Below are 18,288 nucleotides of genomic sequence, written 5' to 3'. Positions count from 1 at the left end.
TATCAATCAGACCGCCTCAGGGACAGACTATAAAAAACATTGAGGAGATTTGAACATGATTTATGTACGCAAAGCTGAAGAACGCGGTCACGCAAACCATGGCTGGCTGGATAGCTGGCACACTTTCTCTTTCGCCAGCTATCACGATGCGAACTTTATGGGTTTCTCCGCGCTGCGGGTCATCAATGAAGATGTGATTGATGGCGGCCAGGGGTTTGGTACCCATCCTCACAAAGATATGGAAATCCTGACCTACGTGCTCTCCGGTACGGTTGAGCATCAGGACAGCATGGGCAACAAAGAGCAGATCCCGGCAGGGGAGTTTCAGATTATGAGCGCCGGCACCGGCGTACGTCACTCTGAGTACAACGCCAGCGAAAGCGAGCCGCTGCACCTTTATCAGATCTGGATCATTCCTGAGCGTACCGGTATCGAACCACGCTACGATCAGCGCCGCTTCCCGGATGTGCAGGGACGTCAGCTGGTGTTAAGCCCGGATGCCCGTGAAGGATCGCTGAAAGTCTTTCAGGACATGACCTTATCGCGCTGGGTAATGGCTGCCGGCGAACAGGACAATGTCGCGATTGATGCGGGACGTCGTATCTGGATTCAGGTGGTGAAAGGTGATGTTACCGTTAACGGCAACGCGATCACCACCAGCGATGCTCTGGCTATCTGGGACGAAAGCGCGCTGACCATTGAAGCCAGCTCGGCTGCAGAAGTCCTGCTGTTTGATCTGCCACCGGTCTAAGCAGATAACGGGCGCGCATCGTCGCGCCCGGTTGGCAATTTTGTGACAGAAAAGTGATAGACTCATCGTACTTTAGCTTTAAGGGCGATCCCAGGCGCTACGATGAAGAAGAAAAGACCGGTATTACAGGACGTTGCCGATCGCGTCGGCATTACTAAAATGACCGTCAGCCGTTACCTGCGTAATCCAGAGCAGGTCTCCGTTGCCCTGCGGGATAAGATTGCGGTGGCACTGGATGAGCTGGGTTATATCCCCAATCGCGCCCCCGATATGCTTTCTAACGCCACCAGCCGCGCCATTGGCGTACTGCTGCCGTCACTCACAAACCAGGTTTTTGCTGACGTATTGCGCGGCATCGAAGCCGTCACCGACGAAGCCAACTATCAGACGCTGGTCGCCCACTTTGGTTACAACCCGCAAAAAGAGGAGCTGCAACTGCGCTCGCTGCTGGGCTGGAACATTGATGGGGTTATCCTCACCGAACGCACCCATACACCAGGCACGCTGCGCATGCTGGAAGTGGCCGGTATCCCGGTGATTGAGGTGATGGACAGCGTCACGCCCTGCCTGGATATGGCGGTAGGCTTTGATAACGTTGAAGCGGCCCGGCAGATGACGCAGGCAATCCTCAGCAAAGGTCATCGTCATACCGTCTACCTCGGCGCACGCCTGGATGAACGTACGCTGCAGAAGCAGCGCGGTTACGAAATCGCGATGCGCGAAGCGGGGCTGACGCCACGCAGTGTGATGATGGAAGATGCCTCTTCATTCAGCGCCGGTTGTGATCTGCTGCGTGAGGCGCAGCGCCTTTACCCCGAAACAGATAGCCTGTTCTGTACCAATGACGATCTGGCGGTCGGCGCGATGTTTGAGTGCCAGCGCCAGGGATTGCAGGTGCCCTCTCAGATGGCGATAGCCGGTTTCCACGGCCATGACATCAGTCAGGTTGTCACGCCACAACTGGCAACAGTGCTGACGCCACGCGACCGCATGGGGCGCGAAGCCGCGGCGCTGCTGCTGGCGCGCATTGCCGGAGAAACCAGCACCTGCCAGCCGCTGGATGTCGGTTTTGAGATCAGTGAAGGTGGCAGCATCTGATTGTGGCGTTTTTATGAGTCAGCTCACACTTTCATGCATTTCCTGGTAAAAAGGTTGCCAGGCTGTTAAGCGGCCAGGAGAATGAGAAACGACATTGTTATCGGTAACATTGGCAAATTCTCACCTGCCGGAGCAGAAAAATGACAACGCAATCCCCGTCGCATCACGTTTTTATCCTGATGGGCGTTTCAGGCAGCGGAAAGTCTGCCGTCGCCAATCAGGTCTCTCACCAGCTGAATACAGCCTTTCTTGACGGTGATTTTCTCCACCCCCGCGCCAACATCCTGAAGATGGCCGATGGTCATCCGCTGGATGACAACGATCGCCAGCCGTGGTTACAGGCACTGAACGACGCCGCGTTTGCTATGCAGCGCACCCAGGCGATTTCCGTGATTGTCTGTTCAGCCCTGAAGAAAAGTTATCGCGACATCCTGCGTCAGGGAAATGACAATCTGCGTTTCGTCTACCTGAAGGGCGATTTCGACACCATCGAAGCCCGCCTGAAAGCGCGTAAAGGCCACTTCTTCAAGCCGCAGATGCTGGTAACGCAGTTTGCGACGCTGGAAGAGCCAGGGCGGGACGAGCCGGATGTACTGGTGGTGGATATCGCGCATTCACTGGACGATGTGGTGGCGGCTACGGTTGCGACTATCCAGGACGCTATCAGCCAGGGTTAGAGATGAATACCGCAACACTCGTTTTAACCGCAGCAGGCTCCGTGCTGCTGCTGCTTTTCCTGGTGATGAAGGCCCGTATGCACGCCTTCGTCGCATTGATGTTAGTGTCCATCGGTGCCGGGCTGTTCTCCGGCATGCCACTGAATCAGATCGCTGAAACCATGCAGAAGGGGATGGGCGGCACGCTCGGCTTCCTCGCGATTGTGGTCGCGCTGGGCGCGATGTTCGGCAAAATCCTGCATGAAACCGGCGCAGTTGATCAGATCGCCATCCGGATGCTGAAAACCTTTGGTCAGAGCCGTGCCCATTATGCGATGGGCATTGCCGGTCTGATCTGCGCGCTGCCGCTCTTTTTTGAGGTGGCAGTCGTGCTGTTGATCAGCATCGCTTTTGCGGTGGCACGGCGTACCGGCGGCAATCTGGTGAAGCTGGTGATCCCGCTGTTTGCTGGTGTGGCCGCAGCGGCGGCGTTTCTGCTGCCCGGACCGGCCCCGATGCTGCTGGCCTCGCAGATGCACGCAGACTTTGGCTGGATGATCCTGCTGGGTCTCTGTGCGGCGATCCCGGGCATGCTGATTGCCGGGCCACTGTTTGGCAACTTCATTGGCAACCACGTCTCGTTCAGCGCGCCGCCGGAAGATCATCAACCGGATGTCGATGAGAGCAAGCTGCCGTCGTTTGGCTTCAGCCTCTCACTGATTCTGTTTCCGCTGGTGCTGGTTGGCCTGAAAACCATCGGCGCACGCTTCACGACCGAAGGCACCACCCTGTATGAGTGGCTGGAATTTATCGGCCATCCTTTCACCGCAATCCTGCTGGCGCTGCTGGTGGCGATTTATGGCCTGGCTTACCGTCAGGGTATGGATAAAGAGCGGGTAATGCAGGTGTGCGGCAGTGCGCTGCAACCGGCCGGGATTATCCTGCTGGTGATTGGCGCGGGCGGCGTGTTTAAGCAGGTGCTGGTGGACTCCGGCGTGGGTCCGGTGCTGGGCAATGCGCTGACCGGCGCAGGACTGCCGATTGCGCTGGCCTGCTTTATCCTGTCAGGTGCGGTGCGGGTGATTCAGGGATCGGCAACGGTCGCCTGTCTGACCACGGTAGGCTTAATCATGCCGGTGATTGAACCGCTGCACTACAGCGGCGCTCAGTTGGCGGCGCTGTCGATCTGCATCGGCGGTGGCTCAATCATTATCAGCCATGTGAACGATGCCGGTTTCTGGCTGTTTGGTCGCTTCACCGGGGCCAGCGAAGCGGAAACGCTGAAGACCTGGACACTGATGGAAACCATTCTCGGTACCGTTGGTGCGGTGGTCGGAATGATCGCCTTCACACTACTCTCTTAATCATGTCGGTTCTGCGCTTCCCTGGCTTCATGGGAAGCGCAGACACTCTCCTACAGCTTCAGATAAGCCCGAATGCCGTCCAGGAACATCTGTGTGGCCAGCATAATCAGTATTAATCCCATCAGCCGCTCCAGCGCATTCACGCCTTTATCGCCCAGCAGCCGCAGGAACAGACCTGACATCAGCAGAATACCCACCGTCACGCCCCAGGCGATCAGCAGCGCGCCGACCAGGTGCGACATCTGATGCGGATATTGATGCGACAGCAGCATCAGCGTCGCCAGCAGCGATGGCCCGGCCACCAGTGGGATCGCCAGCGGCACCAGGAAGGGCTCTTCACCCGCCGGTAAACCAGAACTGCTGCTTTCCGCCGACGGGAAAATCATTTTGATGGCGATAAGAAACAGGATAATCCCGCCGGAAATCGACACCGTTTCAGTACGCAGATTCAAAAATGCCAGGATGCGTTCGCCGGTAAACAGGAACAGCAGCATGATGATCAGGGCAATCAACATTTCACGGATCAGCACCACTCGCCGCCGTTTCGGCTCCAGATGCTTTAAAACCGACATAAAAATCGGCAGATTGCCCAGCGGATCCATAATTAACAACAATAATATTGTCGCTGAAATCATTTCAGTCATCGGTTTTACGCCATGTTGTTCACGAAAAAGCGGAGTTATTAGTTACGCTGCTGAAAAAGTTAGCGTAATCGAATTAATTCACTTGCTACCCGGCCTGCATTTTGTAGAGTGAAGGGACACAGGTAAATCTTATTATTACGCAGAGCGGCGTGAAAATAGCACGCCGCTCTCTCCTCTGAAATGAAAAGCAGGTGTAACTGCCTTAGACGGACACGACATGAAGAATGTAGGTTTTGTTGGTTGGCGCGGTATGGTCGGCTCTGTGCTGATGTCCCGCATGAGTGAAGAGCGTGATTTTGATGCAATCAATCCGGTCTTCTTCTCGACGTCGCAGCATGGTCAGGCGGCACCCGCATTTGCGGGCAAACAGCAGGGCACACTGCAGGATGCGTTTGATATTGAGGCGCTGCGGGCGCTGGATATCATTATTACCTGCCAGGGCGGCGACTACACCAGTGACGTCTATCCAAAGCTGCGCGCCAGCGGCTGGCAGGGATACTGGATTGATGCGGCCTCCACGCTGCGCATGAAAGATGATGCCATCATCATCCTCGATCCGGTCAACCATGCGGTGATTCGCCAGGGCATCGACAGTGGGATCAAAACCTTTGTCGGCGGTAACTGTACCGTCAGCCTGATGCTGATGTCGCTGGGCGGCCTGTTTGCTCAGGACCTGGTGGAGTGGGCTTCGGTTGCCACCTATCAGGCGGCCTCTGGCGGCGGCGCGCGCCACATGCGTGAACTGCTGACCCAGATGGGCATGCTGCACGATCACGTTGCGCCTGCGCTGCAGAACCCGGCCTCCGCCATCCTCGACATCGAGCGTAGCGTGACCGACTTCACCCGTTCCGGTACCCTGCCGACCGATAACTTCGGCGTGCCGCTGGCGGGCAGCCTGATTCCGTGGATCGACAAACAGCTGGAAAACGGTCAGAGCCGCGAAGAGTGGAAAGGCCAGGCGGAGACCAACAAGATCCTCGCCACCCGTAACGTCATCCCCGTTGATGGATTGTGCGTGCGCGTCGGGGCACTGCGCTGCCACAGCCAGGCCTTTACGCTGAAGCTGAAACGCGACCTGCCGCTGGCTGAAATTGAGCAGCTGCTGGCCTCTCACAATGAGTGGGTCAAAGTGGTGCCGAATGACCGCGAACTGACGATGCGTGAACTGACGCCCGCCGCTGTCACCGGTACGCTGACCACGCCGGTTGGCCGGTTGCGTAAACTGAATATGGGGCCGGAATATCTCTCTGCCTTCACAGTGGGCGACCAGCTGTTATGGGGCGCAGCCGAACCGCTACGTCGCATGCTGCGGTTGTTAACCAGCTAAACAGAAAACATCGCCAAAGGCCGGATTTATCCGGCCTTTTTTGTTTTTGTCGTACACGAAACAATCTGCCGTTTCGCTTACTCAGTGATCAACTTCCCTTTTTTGCCGGTCGGTAAAGATTATTTTGCTTTAGTCCATGGCAAGTGCCGTGACCAAGCTATGATTTAACCATGATGTGCCACAGGTAACTCTTGTGCTTTCCGGATTAAATGGTTGTGGTACACGGCAAAAACACTTTTCCCACGGAATGGCCTGACTTCTTTGTCGTTGTACGTATGGCTCAATGAAGAGCAGCGCAGGTGAACCGCGACAGGCTGTGTCGCGTTCATTTCGGCTGCCAATTATCACAGGAAGAAAGTCATGTCAGAGCTTCCCGATCGCGATGCGATCAATGCCCTGTTTGCGGGTAATTATGCCGACCCTTTTTCGTTACTAGGGATGCACCGAACTCAGCAAGGCCTTGAAGTCAGGGCATTGCTCCCCGAAGCGCTTGAAGTGTGGGTCATTGAAACCTCCACCGGGCGCAAACTGGCTCAGCTGGTGTGTGAAGATGCACGTGGCTTCTTCAGTGGCGTTATTCCACGCCGCAAAAACCCGTTCCGCTATCAGCTGGCGGTGAACTGGCACGGCCAGCAAAACCTGGTAGACGATGCCTATCGCTTTGGTCCGCTGCTGCAGGAGATGGATCTGTGGCTGCTGGCAGAAGGGACGCACCTGCGCCCTTATGAGACGCTGGGCGCGCACGGTGACGTCATCGATGGCGTCTTCGGCACCCGCTTCTGCGTATGGGCACCCAACGCCCGTCGCGTGTCAGTGGTTGGCGATTTCAACTTCTGGGATGGCCGCCGTCATCCGATGCGTCTGCGTCAGGAGCTGGGCATCTGGGAGCTGTTTGTACCGGGCGCGGTCAATGGCCAGCTCTATAAGTATGAAATCATCGACGCCAATGGCGAACTGCGCATCAAAGCGGACCCGTACGCGTTTGAGGCGCAGATGCGTCCGCAAACTGCGTCGATGATCTGTGGTCTGCCAGAGCCTGTTGAGATGAAAGCGGAGCGCAAGGCGGCCAACGCCTTTGACGCGCCGATCTCCATCTATGAAGTGCATCTGGGCTCCTGGCGTCGTCACACCGACAACAACTTCTGGCTGAGCTACAAAGAGCTGGCTGAACAGCTGGTGCCCTACGTCAAAGAGATGGGCTTTACCCATATCGAACTGCTGCCGATCAACGAACATCCCTTTGATGGCAGCTGGGGCTATCAGCCGCTGGGCATGTATGCGCCGACCCGACGTTTTGGTACCCGTGACGAGTTCCGCGCCTTCATTGACGCCGCCCATGAGGCGGGCCTCAACGTGCTGCTCGACTGGGTGCCGGGCCACTTCCCCAGCGACGATTTCGGTCTGGCAAGGTACGACGGCACCGAGCTCTATGAGCACAGCGACCCGCGTGAAGGCTTTCACCAGGACTGGAATACCCTGATCTACAACTTTGGTCGCCGGGAAGTGAGCAACTACCTGTCGGGCAATGCGCTCTACTGGACGGAGCGCTTTGGCATTGATGGCCTGCGTGTGGATGCGGTGGCATCGATGATCTACCGCGACTACAGCCGCAGCGAAGGGGAATGGGTGCCGAATCAGTATGGCGGCCGTGAAAACCTGGAAGCGATTGAGTTTCTGCGTCACACCAACCGTACGCTCGGCACCGTGGCATCCGGTTCGGTGACCATGGCCGAAGAGTCGACAGACTACCCTGGCGTGACGCGTCCCACCGAAGACGGCGGGCTGGGCTTCTGGTTCAAATGGAATCTGGGCTGGATGCACGACACCCTCGACTACATGAAGGTCGATCCCATCTACCGTAAGCACCATCACGATCTGATGAGCTTCGGCATGATGTACAACTACACCGAAAACTTTGTGCTGCCGCTGTCGCATGACGAAGTGGTGCACGGTAAGCGCTCGATTCTCGATCGTATGCCGGGCGATGCATGGCAGAAGTTCGCCAACCTGCGTGCTTACTACGGCTGGATGTGGGGCTTCCCCGGCAAGAAACTGCTGTTTATGGGCAATGAATTTGCCCAGGGTCGCGAGTGGAACCACGACGTCAGCCTTGACTGGCATCTGCTGGAAGGGGACGACAACTGGCACCACGGCGTTCACCGTCTGGTGCGCGATCTCAACCACACCTATCAGTACTACACGCCGCTGCATCAGCTCGACTTCGATCCGGCAGGCTTTGAGTGGCTGGTGGTAAACGATGCGGAACACTCCGTCTTCGCCTTTGTCCGTCGTGACCGTGAAGGCAACGAAGTGATCGTGGTCAGTAACTTTACGCCGGTGCCGCGTCCGGGCTATCGCTTTGGCGTTAACCAGCCTGGCTACTGGCGTGAAGTGCTGAATACCGATCAGCATGAGTATCACGGCAGCGACGTGCGCAACCATCGGGTGCATACCGATGAGCAGGAGAGCCACGGGCGACCGCAGTCGCTGAGTCTCAATCTGCCGCCGCTGGCAACGGTATGGCTGGTGCGGGAGGCTGAATGACCATCACTGCCGGAGATCCCGAACCGCTGGGTGCCAGTTACGATGGCAAAGGCGTTAACTTCACCCTGTTCTCACAGCATGCCGGGCGCGTAGAGCTCTGCCTGTTTGATGAGCAGGGTGCAGAACAGCGTCTTGACCTGCCTGGCCGCAGCGGGGATATCTGGCATGGTTATGTTCCGGCGTTGAAGCCAGGACAGCGCTACGGCTACCGGGTGCATGGTCCCTGGGCCCCGCAGCAGGGACACCGTTTTAATCCGGCGAAGCTGCTGGTTGATCCCTGCGCCCGCGCGGTTGAGGGCGATGTACCGGATGACCCGCTGTTTCATGGCGGCGAGGCGCAGCCCGAGCCGCATGACAACGCGGCGATTGCGCCGAAGTCACGGGTAGTCGCGGAGGATTTTGACTGGCAGGACGACGTCGCACCGGGTATTCCCTGGGGTAACACGGTGATTTACGAAGCCCACGTGCGCGGCCTGACGCAGCAGCATCCGGAAATTCCGGAAACGCTGCGCGGGACTTACGCGGCGCTCGGTCATCCTGTTATGGTGAATTACCTGCGCAGTCTGGGGATTACTACCCTTGAGCTGCTGCCGGTGGCGCACTTCGCCAGCGAGCCGCGACTGCTGCAGCTCGGTCTTAGCAACTACTGGGGCTATAACCCCTTTGCGCTCTGGGCGGTGGATCCCCGTTACGCCTCCGGTCAGCCCGGCGTGACGCCGTTGCAGGAGTTTCAGCAGGCGGTCAAAAACCTGCACGCCGCGGGTATCGAAGTGCTGCTGGATGTGGTGTTCAACCACACCGCTGAACTGGATGAGATTGGCCCGACAATCTCCATGCGCGGCATCGACAACGCCAGCTACTACTGGCTCGATGAGCAGGGCGATTATCAGAACTGGACCGGCTGCGGCAACACGCTGAATATCCATCATCCGCAGGTGATGACGTGGGCTTTAGAGGCGCTGCGCTACTGGGTGCGGGTCTGCCACGTCGACGGCTTCCGCTTTGACCTCGCGCCAGTGCTGGGCCGCACACCGGATTACCAGCGTGATGCGCCATTTTTTGAGGCGATACGCGCCTGTCCGCTGCTCTCTCAGGTCAAGCTGATTGCTGAACCCTGGGATATCGGCCCTGACGGCTATCAGGTTGGTCGTTTTCCGCCGCCGTTTGCCGAATGGAACGATCAGTTTCGCGACACCGCGCGTCGTTACTGGCTGCACGGCGACATAAGCAACGGCGAGTTCGTCCGCCGCTTTGCCGCCTCCAGCGATCTCTACCAGCATGATGACCGGTCGCCACACGCCACGGTTAACCTGATCACCGCCCACGACGGCTTTACGCTGTGGGATGTGGTGAGCTTCGAACGTAAACACAACGAAGCGAACGGGGAAGATAACCGTGATGGTCACGGCGATAACTACAGCCACAACCACGGCAAAGAGGGGCTGAACGTCAGCTTCGACGTGATTGAACGTCGCCGTCGCAGCGTGCGGGCACTGCTGACGACGCTGCTGCTGTCACAGGGCACGCCGATGCTGCTGGCAGGCGATGAGCGCGGCCACACCCAGCGCGGCAATAACAACGCTTACTGTCAGGACAACGCTCTGAGCTGGCTTGACTGGCAGGCGGATGAGAAGGGATTAGTCGGATTCACCGCTGCACTGATCGAGCTGCGCCAGCGCATTCCGGCGCTGACCGCAGATCGCTGGTGGCAGGACGGTGACGGCAATGTGCAGTGGCTCAATGCCGGTGGCCAGCCACTGCAACACGATGAATGGGCACAGGGGATGCACAGATTGCAGATCCTGCTGTCCGGCCGCTGGTTAATAACAATAAACGCCACGGATACGGTGAATGACATCGTGTTACCAGACGGAGAATGGCGCGCCCTTCCTCCTTTCGCCGGGGACGACAACCCCATCCTGCTAACTGTCTGGCATGGTCCCGCACACGGTGTGTGCGTGTTCCAAAAGCAATCATAAGGAGTCAGACATGGTTAAGTTAGATAGAACAGATCACCTGATGCTGGCCCGCCAGCTCCCTACACAGACGGTTGCTCTGATCCTCGCCGGCGGACGCGGCACGCGCCTGGTCGATTTAACGGCCAAACGTGCCAAACCGGCGGTGCATTTCGGCGGCAAGTTCCGCATTATCGACTTTGCCCTCTCCAACTGCGTCAACTCCGGTATCCGACGGATTGGCGTGATTACTCAGTATCAGTCTCATACCCTGACTCAGCACATCCAGCGTGGCTGGTCGATCTTCAATGAAGAGATGAATGAGTTTGTCGATTTGCTGCCAGCGCAGCAGCGATTTTCGACCGAACAGTGGTATCGCGGGACGGCCGATGCCGTGACGCAAAACCTTGATGTGATTCGCCGCTATCAGGCGCAGTACATCGTGATCCTTGCCGGGGACCACATTTATAAGATGGATTATTCACGCATGCTGCTGGATCACGTGGTCAACGAGGCGAAATGTACCATCGCCTGTTTACCGGTGCCGGTGCATGAAGCCACTGCGTTTGGCGTGATGGCGGTGGACGAAGAGAACATGGTGATCGACTTCGTGGAGAAACCCGCGAAACCGCCCACCATGCCGGGTGATGACACCCAGGCGCTCGCCAGCATGGGGATCTACGTTTTCAACGCAGACTATCTCTATGAACTGCTGGAAGAGGATCTGCAGACGCCAGGCTCTAACCACGACTTCGGCAAAGATATCCTGCCGAAAATCGTGGCAAGCGGCGAAGGCTATGCGCACTCCTTTGCGCTCTCCTGCGTACAGAACGATGACAATGCGCCGCCTTACTGGCGCGATGTCGGGACGCTGGAAGCCTACTGGCGCGCCAATCTCGACCTGGCATCGGTGATGCCTGAACTCGATATGTATGACGTCACCTGGCCGATTCGTACCCACATGGAGCCGCTGCCGCCGGCCAAATTTGTTCAGGATCGTTCCGGCAGTCACGGGATGACTATGAACTCGCTGGTCTCGGGGGGCTGCATCATCTCCGGTTCAGTGGTGGTCAATTCGGTGCTGTTCCCGCGGGTACGCGTTAACTCTTTTTGCAATATAGATTCAACTGTACTGCTGCCTGATGTGGTAGTGGGCCGATCGTGTCGTCTGCGTCGCTGCGTCATTGATCGTGCCTGCGAGTTACCGGAAGGCATGGTCATTGGCGAAAACCCGGATGAAGACAGTCGCCGGTTTCACCGTTCGGATGAAGGCATCGTACTGGTAACCCGCGCCATGCTGGCCAGGCTGGCCAAAGCGGGGCTGTAAGCGATAAGCGAAACTTACGCAATCGGCACGCGGAGCGTGTCGGATAACTTAATGAGGTCGAGGATGCAGGTTTTACATGTCTGTTCGGAACTTTTCCCGCTGCTAAAAACGGGCGGACTGGCTGATGTAGTCGGGGCATTACCTCAGGCACAAATTGCGGGCGGCACGGATACGCGGGTACTACTGCCCGCTTTTCCCGCATTGCGCAAAGGCATACCTGATCTCCAGGTCGTGACAGAGCGAGAAACATTTGCCGGTCATGTACGTCTGCTATTTGGTGAATTTAACGGTGTGGGCATCTACTTGATTGATGCTCCCGGCCTCTACGATCGTCCGGGTAGTCCTTACCATGACGAATCGCAGTTTGCGTATGTCGACAACTATCTGCGCTTTGCGCTGCTGGGCTGGGTTGGCTGTGAACTGGCGTGCGGCATGGACGCGATGTGGCGTCCCGATATTGTGCATGCCCATGACTGGCACGCAGGCCTGACCTGCGCCTATCTGGAAGCGCGTGGTCGTCCGGCTAAATCGGTCTTCACCGTGCACAACCTGGCGTATCAGGGGCTGTTCATGGCGCACCACATGGAAGAGATTGGCCTGCCATGGTCGTTCTTTAACATGCACGGGCTGGAGTTTTTCGGTCAGATCTCCTTCCTGAAAGCGGGACTTTTTTACGCCGACCATATCACGGCGGTCAGCCCGACTTACGCCCATGAAATTACCTCTGCCGAATATGCTTACGGCATGGAAACCCTGCTGGCACAGCGGATGCGTGAAGGCCGTCTTAGCGGCATTCTCAACGGCGTTGATCCCTCTATCTGGGATCCGGCGCACGATCTGCTGCTCAGCGCGCGTTATAACCGCGACACGCTGGAAGCGAAAGCGGAGAACAAACGCCAGCTGCAAGTGGCGATGGGTCTGAAGGTGGATGATAAAGCGCCGGTGTTCTGCGTGATCAGCCGTCTGACCAAACAGAAAGGGCTGGACCTGGTGCTGGAGGCGCTGCCCGGCTTGCTGGCGCAGGGCGGTCAACTGGTGCTGCTGGGCCAGGGCGATGCTGAACTGCAGCAGGGCTTCCTGGCGGCGGCAGCAGAGCATCCGGGCAGCGTCGGCGTGCAGATCGGCTATCACGAAGCGTTCTCACACCGCATTGTCGGCGGCGCAGACGTGATTGTGGTGCCGAGTCGCTTTGAGCCCTGCGGTCTGACACAACTTTATGGCCTCAAGTATGGTACGTTGCCGTTAGTGCGCCGCACCGGCGGGCTGGCCGATACCGTGAATGACAGCTCACTGGAGAATCTGGCCGACGGCATCGCCAGTGGATTCAGTTTTGAAGATGCCAACGCCTGGTCACTGCTTCGGGCTATCCGCCGCGCGTTTGTGTTGTGGTCCCGTCCTTCGCTCTGGCGCTATGTTCAGCGCCAGGCAATGGCGATGGACTTTAGCTGGCAGGTGGCAGCACAAGCCTACCGTGATCTCTACCAACGTTTGATGTAACGGATTGGGAAAACTGGATATGAATGCACCTTTCACTTACGCCTCACCAACGTTGACGGTTGATGCCTTAAAGCATTCGATTGCCTATAAATTGATGTTTACCATCGGCAAAGATCCCTCTATCGCCAATAAGCATGAGTGGCTTAACGCCTCACTGCTGGCGGTGCGCGACCGGATGGTGGAGCGCTGGCTGCGTTCCAGCCGTGCTCAGCTGTCGCAGGATGTCCGGCAGGTCTATTACCTGTCGATGGAGTTCCTGATGGGCCGCACGCTGGGCAATGCGCTGCTGGCGATGGGGATTTATGACGATCTCAACCAGGCGCTGGATGAGATGGGTCTGGATCTGGCCGAGCTGATGGAAGAGGAGAACGATCCGGGGCTGGGCAACGGTGGTCTGGGTCGCCTGGCGGCCTGTTTCCTCGACTCGCTGGCGACGCTGGGCATGCCGGGCCGTGGCTATGGCATCCGGTATGACTACGGCATGTTCAAACAGAACATTGTGGAAGGTGAGCAGAAAGAGTCGCCGGATTACTGGCTTGAATATGGTAATCCGTGGGAATTCCAGCGTTTCAATACCCGTTACAAAGTGCGCTTTGGTGGCCGCGTCCAGCACGAAGGCGCGAAAGTGCGCTGGCTGGAGACCGAAGAGATCCTGGCGATGGCCTATGACCAGATCATTCCGGGCTTTGACACCGACGCTACCAACACCTTACGGCTGTGGGGCGCGCAGGCCAGCAACGAAATCAACCTCGGCAAGTTCAACCAGGGCGACTACTTTGCGGCGGTGGAAGATAAAAACCACTCCGAGAACGTGTCGCGCGTGCTCTATCCGGATGATTCGACCTACTCAGGCCGCGAGCTGCGCCTGCGTCAGGAATATTTCCTGGTCTCCGCGACGGTGCAGGACATTCTGAATCGTCACTGGCGGATGCATCAGACCTGGGACAACCTGGCGGATAAAATCGCTATTCACCTGAATGATACCCATCCGGTGCTGGCGATCCCCGAACTGATGCGTCTGCTGATCGACGATCATAAATTCAGCTGGGACAACGCTTTTGACGTCTGCTGTCAGGTCTTCTCCTACACCAACCATACGCTGATGACCGAAGCGCTGGAAACCTGGCCGGTTGATATGATCGGCAAGATCCTGCCGCGTCACCTCAGCATTATTTTTGAAATTAACGACTTCTTCCTTAAGACCATTCAGGATCACTATCCCGATGACCTGGATCTGCTGTCGCGCATTTCGATCATCGACGAAAACGATGGCCGCCGGATACGCATGGGCTGGCTGGCGGTGGTGGTCAGCCACAAAGTAAACGGTGTTTCGGAGCTGCACTCCAACCTGATGGTACAGTCGCTGTTTGCCGATTTCTCCCGCCTGTTCCCTGGTCGCTTCTGTAACAAAACCAATGGCGTCACTCCGCGCCGCTGGCTGGCGCTGGCGAACCCGGCGCTGTCAGAGGTGCTGGATGAGGAGATTGGCCGCAACTGGCGCACCGATCTCAGCCAGCTGGGCGAGTTGAAGGCGCAGATCGACTATCCGGCGTTTATTGAAAAAGTGGCGGTCGCCAAGTATCAGAACAAGCGTCGGCTGGCCGACTGGGTGGCGAAGAATCTGGACGTGGTGCTCGACCCGAACGCGCTGTTTGATGTGCAGATCAAGCGCATTCACGAGTACAAACGCCAGTTGCTCAACGTGCTGCATGTGATCACCCGATACAACCGTATCAAGGCCGATCCGCAGGCGGATTGGGTGCCACGCGTCAATATCTTTGCCGGTAAAGCGGCGTCGGCCTATTACGTTGCCAAGCACATCATTCATCTGATCAACGATGTCGCCAATGTGATCAACAACGATCCTCAGGTGAAGAACAAACTGAAGGTGGTCTTCATCCCGAACTACAGCGTGAGCCTGGCGCAGATCATTATTCCGGCGGCCGATCTCTCTGAGCAGATCTCTACCGCAGGGACAGAGGCGTCCGGCACCAGTAATATGAAGTTTGCGCTGAATGGCGCGCTGACCATCGGTACGCTGGATGGGGCCAACGTTGAAATGCTGGATCACGTCGGTGAAGAGAACATCTTCATTTTCGGTAATACCACGCCGCAGGTCGAAGCCCTGCGTAAAGGGGGCTATAACCCGCGTGACTATTATGAAAAGGATGAAGAGCTGCATCAGGTGCTGACTCAGATTGCTTCCGGTCTGTTCAGTCCGCAGGATCCGGGCCGCTACCGCAATCTGTTCGATTCACTGGTCAACTTCGGCGATCACTACCAATTGCTGGCGGATTATCGCAGCTATGTGGATACCCAGGATAAAGTGGATGCGCTCTACCGTAAACCGGATGAGTGGCAACGCCGCGCGGCTAAAAACATCGCCGGAATGGGCTACTTCTCGTCGGACCGTACGATTCAGGAGTACGCTGATGAGATCTGGAATATCTCGCCAGTAAGGTTGTAAGGCGCGTGCAGTCAGGTTTCTGACTTTCTTTGCGGCCGAGGGATCGGCCGCACTCTCCTGTGCTCTCTTTGCTCACCGTCTATCCCGCTCCTCTTTCAGAAGGTTCAGCCTCTTATCGCCTCTGCGTCCGTAAGTGCCTCTTGTGCGAGCCAGATCATTACACCCTGGCTGAGAATCGCTACTATGCGGGAAAGCAAAATGACCCTACAGGCAACAGCAGCAATGAGTGACAACATCAACCAGGAAATTACCTTCCGTAAACTCAGCGTCTTCATGATGTTTATGAGCAAGGGCAATATCGCCCGTACGGCGGAAGCGCTGGCGCTGAGCAGCGTCAGCGTGCATCGCGCACTGCATACGCTGGAAGAGGGCATCGACTGCCCGCTGTTTATCCACAAGGGCCGCAACCTGGTGCCGCTACCTGCCGCCTGGACGCTGCTGGACTACTGTCGCGATGTGACCACCCTGATGGGCAAAGGCATTGAAGAGGCGCGCAAAGTCGCAGGCATCGGCGGAGGGCGTCTGCGACTTGGCACGCTCTACTCCCTGACGCTGGAGACCATTCCCCGGCTGATCATGGGCATGAAGCTGCGTCGGCCCACGCTGGAGCTTGATCTGACCATGGGTTCCAATCAAATGCTGCTGAATATGCTGGAAGATGACGCGCTGGATGCGATTCTGATCGCCACCGATGACGGCGAACTCAGCGACGCGCATTTTGATGTGATTCCGCTGTTTGAGGACAGGATCTTTCTGGCCACACCGGCCGGTGAGACGCGGGACGGAGCCGGTCCGGTGGATCTGCGTGATTATGCCGACCGTGATTTTGTCTCGCTGGCTGAGGGGTTTGCCACCTATGCCGGTTCGCAGGAGGCGTTCCAGATAGCCGGATTTGAACCGCGCATGGTCACCCAGGTGAATGACATCTTTTCGATGATAAGCCTGGTGCAGGCGGGCGTCGGCCTGGCACTGATCCCGGGACGGATGAAGAAGGTGTATGAAAACAACATTCAGCTGCTGACGCTCGCTGAGCCTTACCAGATGCGTCAGCAGATCTCGATTGTCTACTCACATCGCCGCGAACGGGATAATGACCTGCTGGCACTGGCGGCAGAAGGGCGGATGTACGCCCGCAGCCTTACTGACTCAGCCGTTTAACCAGATGGAGTGCAACCTCAACGCTGTTGCGCTCCAGACAAATCGCGTCGCCCTGCCAGCCCGCCTGAAGCGTCAGGCCGGTCAGCACATTGCCAGGCGGCATCTCAATCGCCAGTCGGGCATCGCGCTGATTGGCTGAAACCATCGCATCATTCCACTGCACCGTACGCGCCATATTAAAGGCAAGATCGTCGGCAATCTTCTCCGGCTCCCAAATCACGCGTCCGGTTGAACCGCTGAGGTAAGCGCAATGGGGACGGGAAAGGCTGACGGACCCGAACGCGCGCGCCAGTTCTGCGGCGGGCTTATCCAGCAGCGCGCAGTGCGACGGCACGCTCACCGCGAGTTTAATCGCTTTGCTGGCACCGGCATCCAGCGCTTTCTGCGCGACTACCGCCATATCCTCGTCGCGGCCAGCAATCACAATCTGCGTTTCCGCATTCAGGTTGGCGATATAGGTGTTGCTGCCGGGCAGCAGTTTTTCCAGACGACTCAGCGTCAGGCCGGTGATGGCGGTCAGGCCATATCCCTCCGGATAAGCCTGCTCCATCAGATCGCCGCGCAGTGCCACCAGCCGCAAAGCATCACTGAAATCCAGCGCGCCGGAAATCACCGCAGCAGGAAACGCGCCAATCGACAGACCGCTGACGATATCGGGTTTCACCCCACGGCGAATCAGCTCGCGCGCCCAGGCGACACCGCAAATCAGCAGACTGAGCTGCACGGCGCGCGTGTGGCGCAGTGCATCGGCACTGTCGAGCTGGTCAGTCTCGTCGCCCAGCACTGCACGCACGCTGTTTAACAGGGCGTCGCCGTCGGGAAGGTGCTGTAACATCCCGGCACGCTGAGTGCCCTGGCCGGGAAAGGTAAAGAGTATTTTCATTGTAGCTCCCTGCTCCAGGGTGAAGCGGTCAGTATCGGCCCGGTAACGGTTTTAACCAGCGCGCGGCCTTCACGCAGCCACTCGCTGAGGGCAAACGCGCCGGACGGCGTTTCTACCTGCGTATCGACCCGGCAGGCCAGCGTGTCGGTTTGCGCCTGCCAGCGTTGCAGCGCATCGCGCGCCAGCGGCTCTGGCGCGCGAATAACTAAATCAAGATCGCTGGCGGCATGCAGCGTGGGTTGCTGTGTTGCCAGTGCGTAACCGGTACTGCCGGTAATACCCCAGCGCCACGGCCAGTCGTGCTCACTGAGGGCAATCGCCGCGCCGACCGGCGCATAAGCGGTAAACGGCGAGGCAAGCAACTGCGCACGCGCCGCCAGCATCTCCGGTGTGACAACGCGAACGATATCCGCTGTATTGACCCATCCGGCGGCGCGCTGTTCGCGGCGCTCGCCGCGCACACCCACCGGTATCAGCCCGGTTTCGCTCCGGTCGCGCCGCACCACGACCGGAAGGCCGGGATGCCAGAACTGACTGACCCAGCTCTCACTGATGGCGGCTAAGGCGTTGCCGTCTCGCAGCCAGAGCAGATCGTGGGGGCGCGGTACAGAGCTCAT

The 18,288-nt window shown here is 57.8% G+C and carries 14 protein-coding genes; 11 read left to right on the top strand and 3 right to left on the bottom strand.

Annotated features, from left to right (window positions below; translation table 11 throughout):
* Positions 1-55: 55 nt before the first annotated feature.
* From ACMGGP_RS16580 to gntU, 4 genes are all read left to right on the top strand, one after another.
* Positions 56-751 carry a pirin family protein gene (locus ACMGGP_RS16580; protein ID WP_010671535.1) on the top strand — a complete coding sequence of 232 codons (696 nt, stop codon included), beginning with the start codon at positions 56-58 and terminating at the stop codon, positions 749-751.
* 102 nt (positions 752-853) lie between these two features.
* Positions 854-1,849 carry a gluconate operon transcriptional repressor GntR gene (gntR, locus tag ACMGGP_RS16575; protein ID WP_010253274.1) on the top strand — a complete coding sequence of 332 codons (996 nt, stop codon included), beginning with the start codon at positions 854-856 and terminating at the stop codon, positions 1,847-1,849.
* Positions 1,850-1,989: 140 nt separating this feature from the next.
* On the top strand, positions 1,990-2,526 hold the full coding sequence (gntK, locus tag ACMGGP_RS16570; protein ID WP_033759042.1) for a gluconokinase: 537 nt from the start codon (positions 1,990-1,992) through the stop codon (positions 2,524-2,526).
* A 2-nt stretch (positions 2,527-2,528) separates the two neighbouring features.
* Positions 2,529-3,869: a gluconate transporter gene (gntU, locus tag ACMGGP_RS16565; protein WP_010253270.1), complete on the top strand. Its 1,341-nt coding sequence runs from the start codon at positions 2,529-2,531 to the stop codon at positions 3,867-3,869.
* A gap of 50 nt (positions 3,870-3,919) precedes the next feature.
* Here gntU and ACMGGP_RS16560 read toward each other — a convergent pair whose 3' ends face one another.
* Complete coding sequence (locus ACMGGP_RS16560; protein ID WP_003853054.1) at positions 3,920-4,513, bottom strand: YhgN family NAAT transporter; 594 nt, start codon at positions 4,511-4,513, stop codon at positions 3,920-3,922.
* A gap of 217 nt (positions 4,514-4,730) precedes the next feature.
* Between ACMGGP_RS16560 and asd the strand changes: the two genes are divergently transcribed.
* The 7 genes from asd to ACMGGP_RS16525 all read left to right on the top strand — a co-directional run bounded on the left by asd (position 4,731) and on the right by ACMGGP_RS16525 (position 16,788).
* Positions 4,731-5,840, top strand: coding sequence for an aspartate-semialdehyde dehydrogenase (gene asd, locus ACMGGP_RS16555; protein WP_010671542.1), 1,110 nt, complete (start codon positions 4,731-4,733; stop codon positions 5,838-5,840).
* A 360-nt stretch (positions 5,841-6,200) separates the two neighbouring features.
* The gene (gene glgB / locus ACMGGP_RS16550; protein WP_010253252.1) at positions 6,201-8,384 is read left to right on the top strand and encodes a 1,4-alpha-glucan branching enzyme; all 2,184 of its coding nucleotides are present in this window, start codon (positions 6,201-6,203) and stop codon (positions 8,382-8,384) included.
* On the top strand, positions 8,381-10,363 hold the full coding sequence (glgX, locus tag ACMGGP_RS16545; protein ID WP_498798646.1) for a glycogen debranching protein GlgX: 1,983 nt from the start codon (positions 8,381-8,383) through the stop codon (positions 10,361-10,363). Before glgB ends, glgX begins: the two co-directional genes overlap by 4 nt.
* 10 nt (positions 10,364-10,373) lie before the next feature.
* Entirely contained in the window at positions 10,374-11,666 is a 1,293-nt protein-coding gene (gene glgC / locus ACMGGP_RS16540) for a glucose-1-phosphate adenylyltransferase (RefSeq protein WP_010253246.1), read from the top strand.
* Between the two features lie 63 nt (positions 11,667-11,729).
* Positions 11,730-13,163 carry a glycogen synthase GlgA gene (gene glgA / locus ACMGGP_RS16535; RefSeq protein ID WP_010253243.1) on the top strand — a complete coding sequence of 478 codons (1,434 nt, stop codon included), beginning with the start codon at positions 11,730-11,732 and terminating at the stop codon, positions 13,161-13,163.
* A gap of 19 nt (positions 13,164-13,182) precedes the next feature.
* Entirely contained in the window at positions 13,183-15,630 is a 2,448-nt protein-coding gene (gene glgP / locus ACMGGP_RS16530; RefSeq protein ID WP_010253240.1) for a glycogen phosphorylase, read from the top strand.
* Between the two features lie 198 nt (positions 15,631-15,828).
* A complete protein-coding gene (locus ACMGGP_RS16525; RefSeq protein ID WP_498798645.1) occupies positions 15,829-16,788 on the top strand; it encodes a LysR family transcriptional regulator in 960 nt (319 codons plus the stop codon).
* On the opposite strand, the gene mdcH is transcribed toward ACMGGP_RS16525, so the two are convergent.
* Both mdcH and ACMGGP_RS16515 read right to left on the bottom strand, forming a co-directional pair.
* Positions 16,769-17,671 carry a malonate decarboxylase subunit epsilon gene (mdcH, locus tag ACMGGP_RS16520; protein WP_010253234.1) on the bottom strand — a complete coding sequence of 301 codons (903 nt, stop codon included), beginning with the start codon at positions 17,669-17,671 and terminating at the stop codon, positions 16,769-16,771. The two genes, ACMGGP_RS16525 and mdcH, sit on opposite strands and share 20 nt — an antisense overlap.
* The gene (locus ACMGGP_RS16515; protein ID WP_010253231.1) at positions 17,668-18,288 is read right to left on the bottom strand and encodes a malonate decarboxylase holo-ACP synthase; all 621 of its coding nucleotides are present in this window, start codon (positions 18,286-18,288) and stop codon (positions 17,668-17,670) included. Before ACMGGP_RS16515 ends, mdcH begins: the two co-directional genes overlap by 4 nt.

Source organism: Curtobacterium sp. BNK-1 (assembly GCF_048685235.1).
Classification (GTDB): domain Bacteria; phylum Pseudomonadota; class Gammaproteobacteria; order Enterobacterales; family Enterobacteriaceae; genus Pantoea; species Pantoea agglomerans.
Note: the sequence above shows the minus strand (reverse complement) of the source record. Positions and strands in the feature narration are given on the sequence as shown.

What these genes read in the sequence shown, in the direction of transcription:
- ACMGGP_RS16560 (WP_003853054.1), bottom strand. Translation starts at nt 4,513, where the DNA reads ATGACTGAAATGATTTCAGCGACAATATTATTGTTGTTAATTATGGAT.
- glgP (WP_010253240.1), top strand. Translation starts at nt 13,183, where the DNA reads ATGAATGCACCTTTCACTTACGCCTCACCAACGTTGACGGTTGATGCC.
- glgA (WP_010253243.1), top strand. Translation starts at nt 11,730, where the DNA reads ATGCAGGTTTTACATGTCTGTTCGGAACTTTTCCCGCTGCTAAAAACG.
- ACMGGP_RS16515 (WP_010253231.1), bottom strand. Translation starts at nt 18,288, where the DNA reads ATGAGCTCTGTACCGCGCCCCCACGATCTGCTCTGGCTGCGAGACGGC.
- glgC (WP_010253246.1), top strand. Translation starts at nt 10,374, where the DNA reads ATGGTTAAGTTAGATAGAACAGATCACCTGATGCTGGCCCGCCAGCTC.
- mdcH (WP_010253234.1), bottom strand. Translation starts at nt 17,671, where the DNA reads ATGAAAATACTCTTTACCTTTCCCGGCCAGGGCACTCAGCGTGCCGGG.
- ACMGGP_RS16580 (WP_010671535.1), top strand. Translation starts at nt 56, where the DNA reads ATGATTTATGTACGCAAAGCTGAAGAACGCGGTCACGCAAACCATGGC.
- gntR (WP_010253274.1), top strand. Translation starts at nt 854, where the DNA reads ATGAAGAAGAAAAGACCGGTATTACAGGACGTTGCCGATCGCGTCGGC.
- ACMGGP_RS16525 (WP_498798645.1), top strand. Translation starts at nt 15,829, where the DNA reads ATGACCCTACAGGCAACAGCAGCAATGAGTGACAACATCAACCAGGAA.
- glgX (WP_498798646.1), top strand. Translation starts at nt 8,381, where the DNA reads ATGACCATCACTGCCGGAGATCCCGAACCGCTGGGTGCCAGTTACGAT.
- glgB (WP_010253252.1), top strand. Translation starts at nt 6,201, where the DNA reads ATGTCAGAGCTTCCCGATCGCGATGCGATCAATGCCCTGTTTGCGGGT.
- asd (WP_010671542.1), top strand. Translation starts at nt 4,731, where the DNA reads ATGAAGAATGTAGGTTTTGTTGGTTGGCGCGGTATGGTCGGCTCTGTG.
- gntK (WP_033759042.1), top strand. Translation starts at nt 1,990, where the DNA reads ATGACAACGCAATCCCCGTCGCATCACGTTTTTATCCTGATGGGCGTT.
- gntU (WP_010253270.1), top strand. Translation starts at nt 2,529, where the DNA reads ATGAATACCGCAACACTCGTTTTAACCGCAGCAGGCTCCGTGCTGCTG.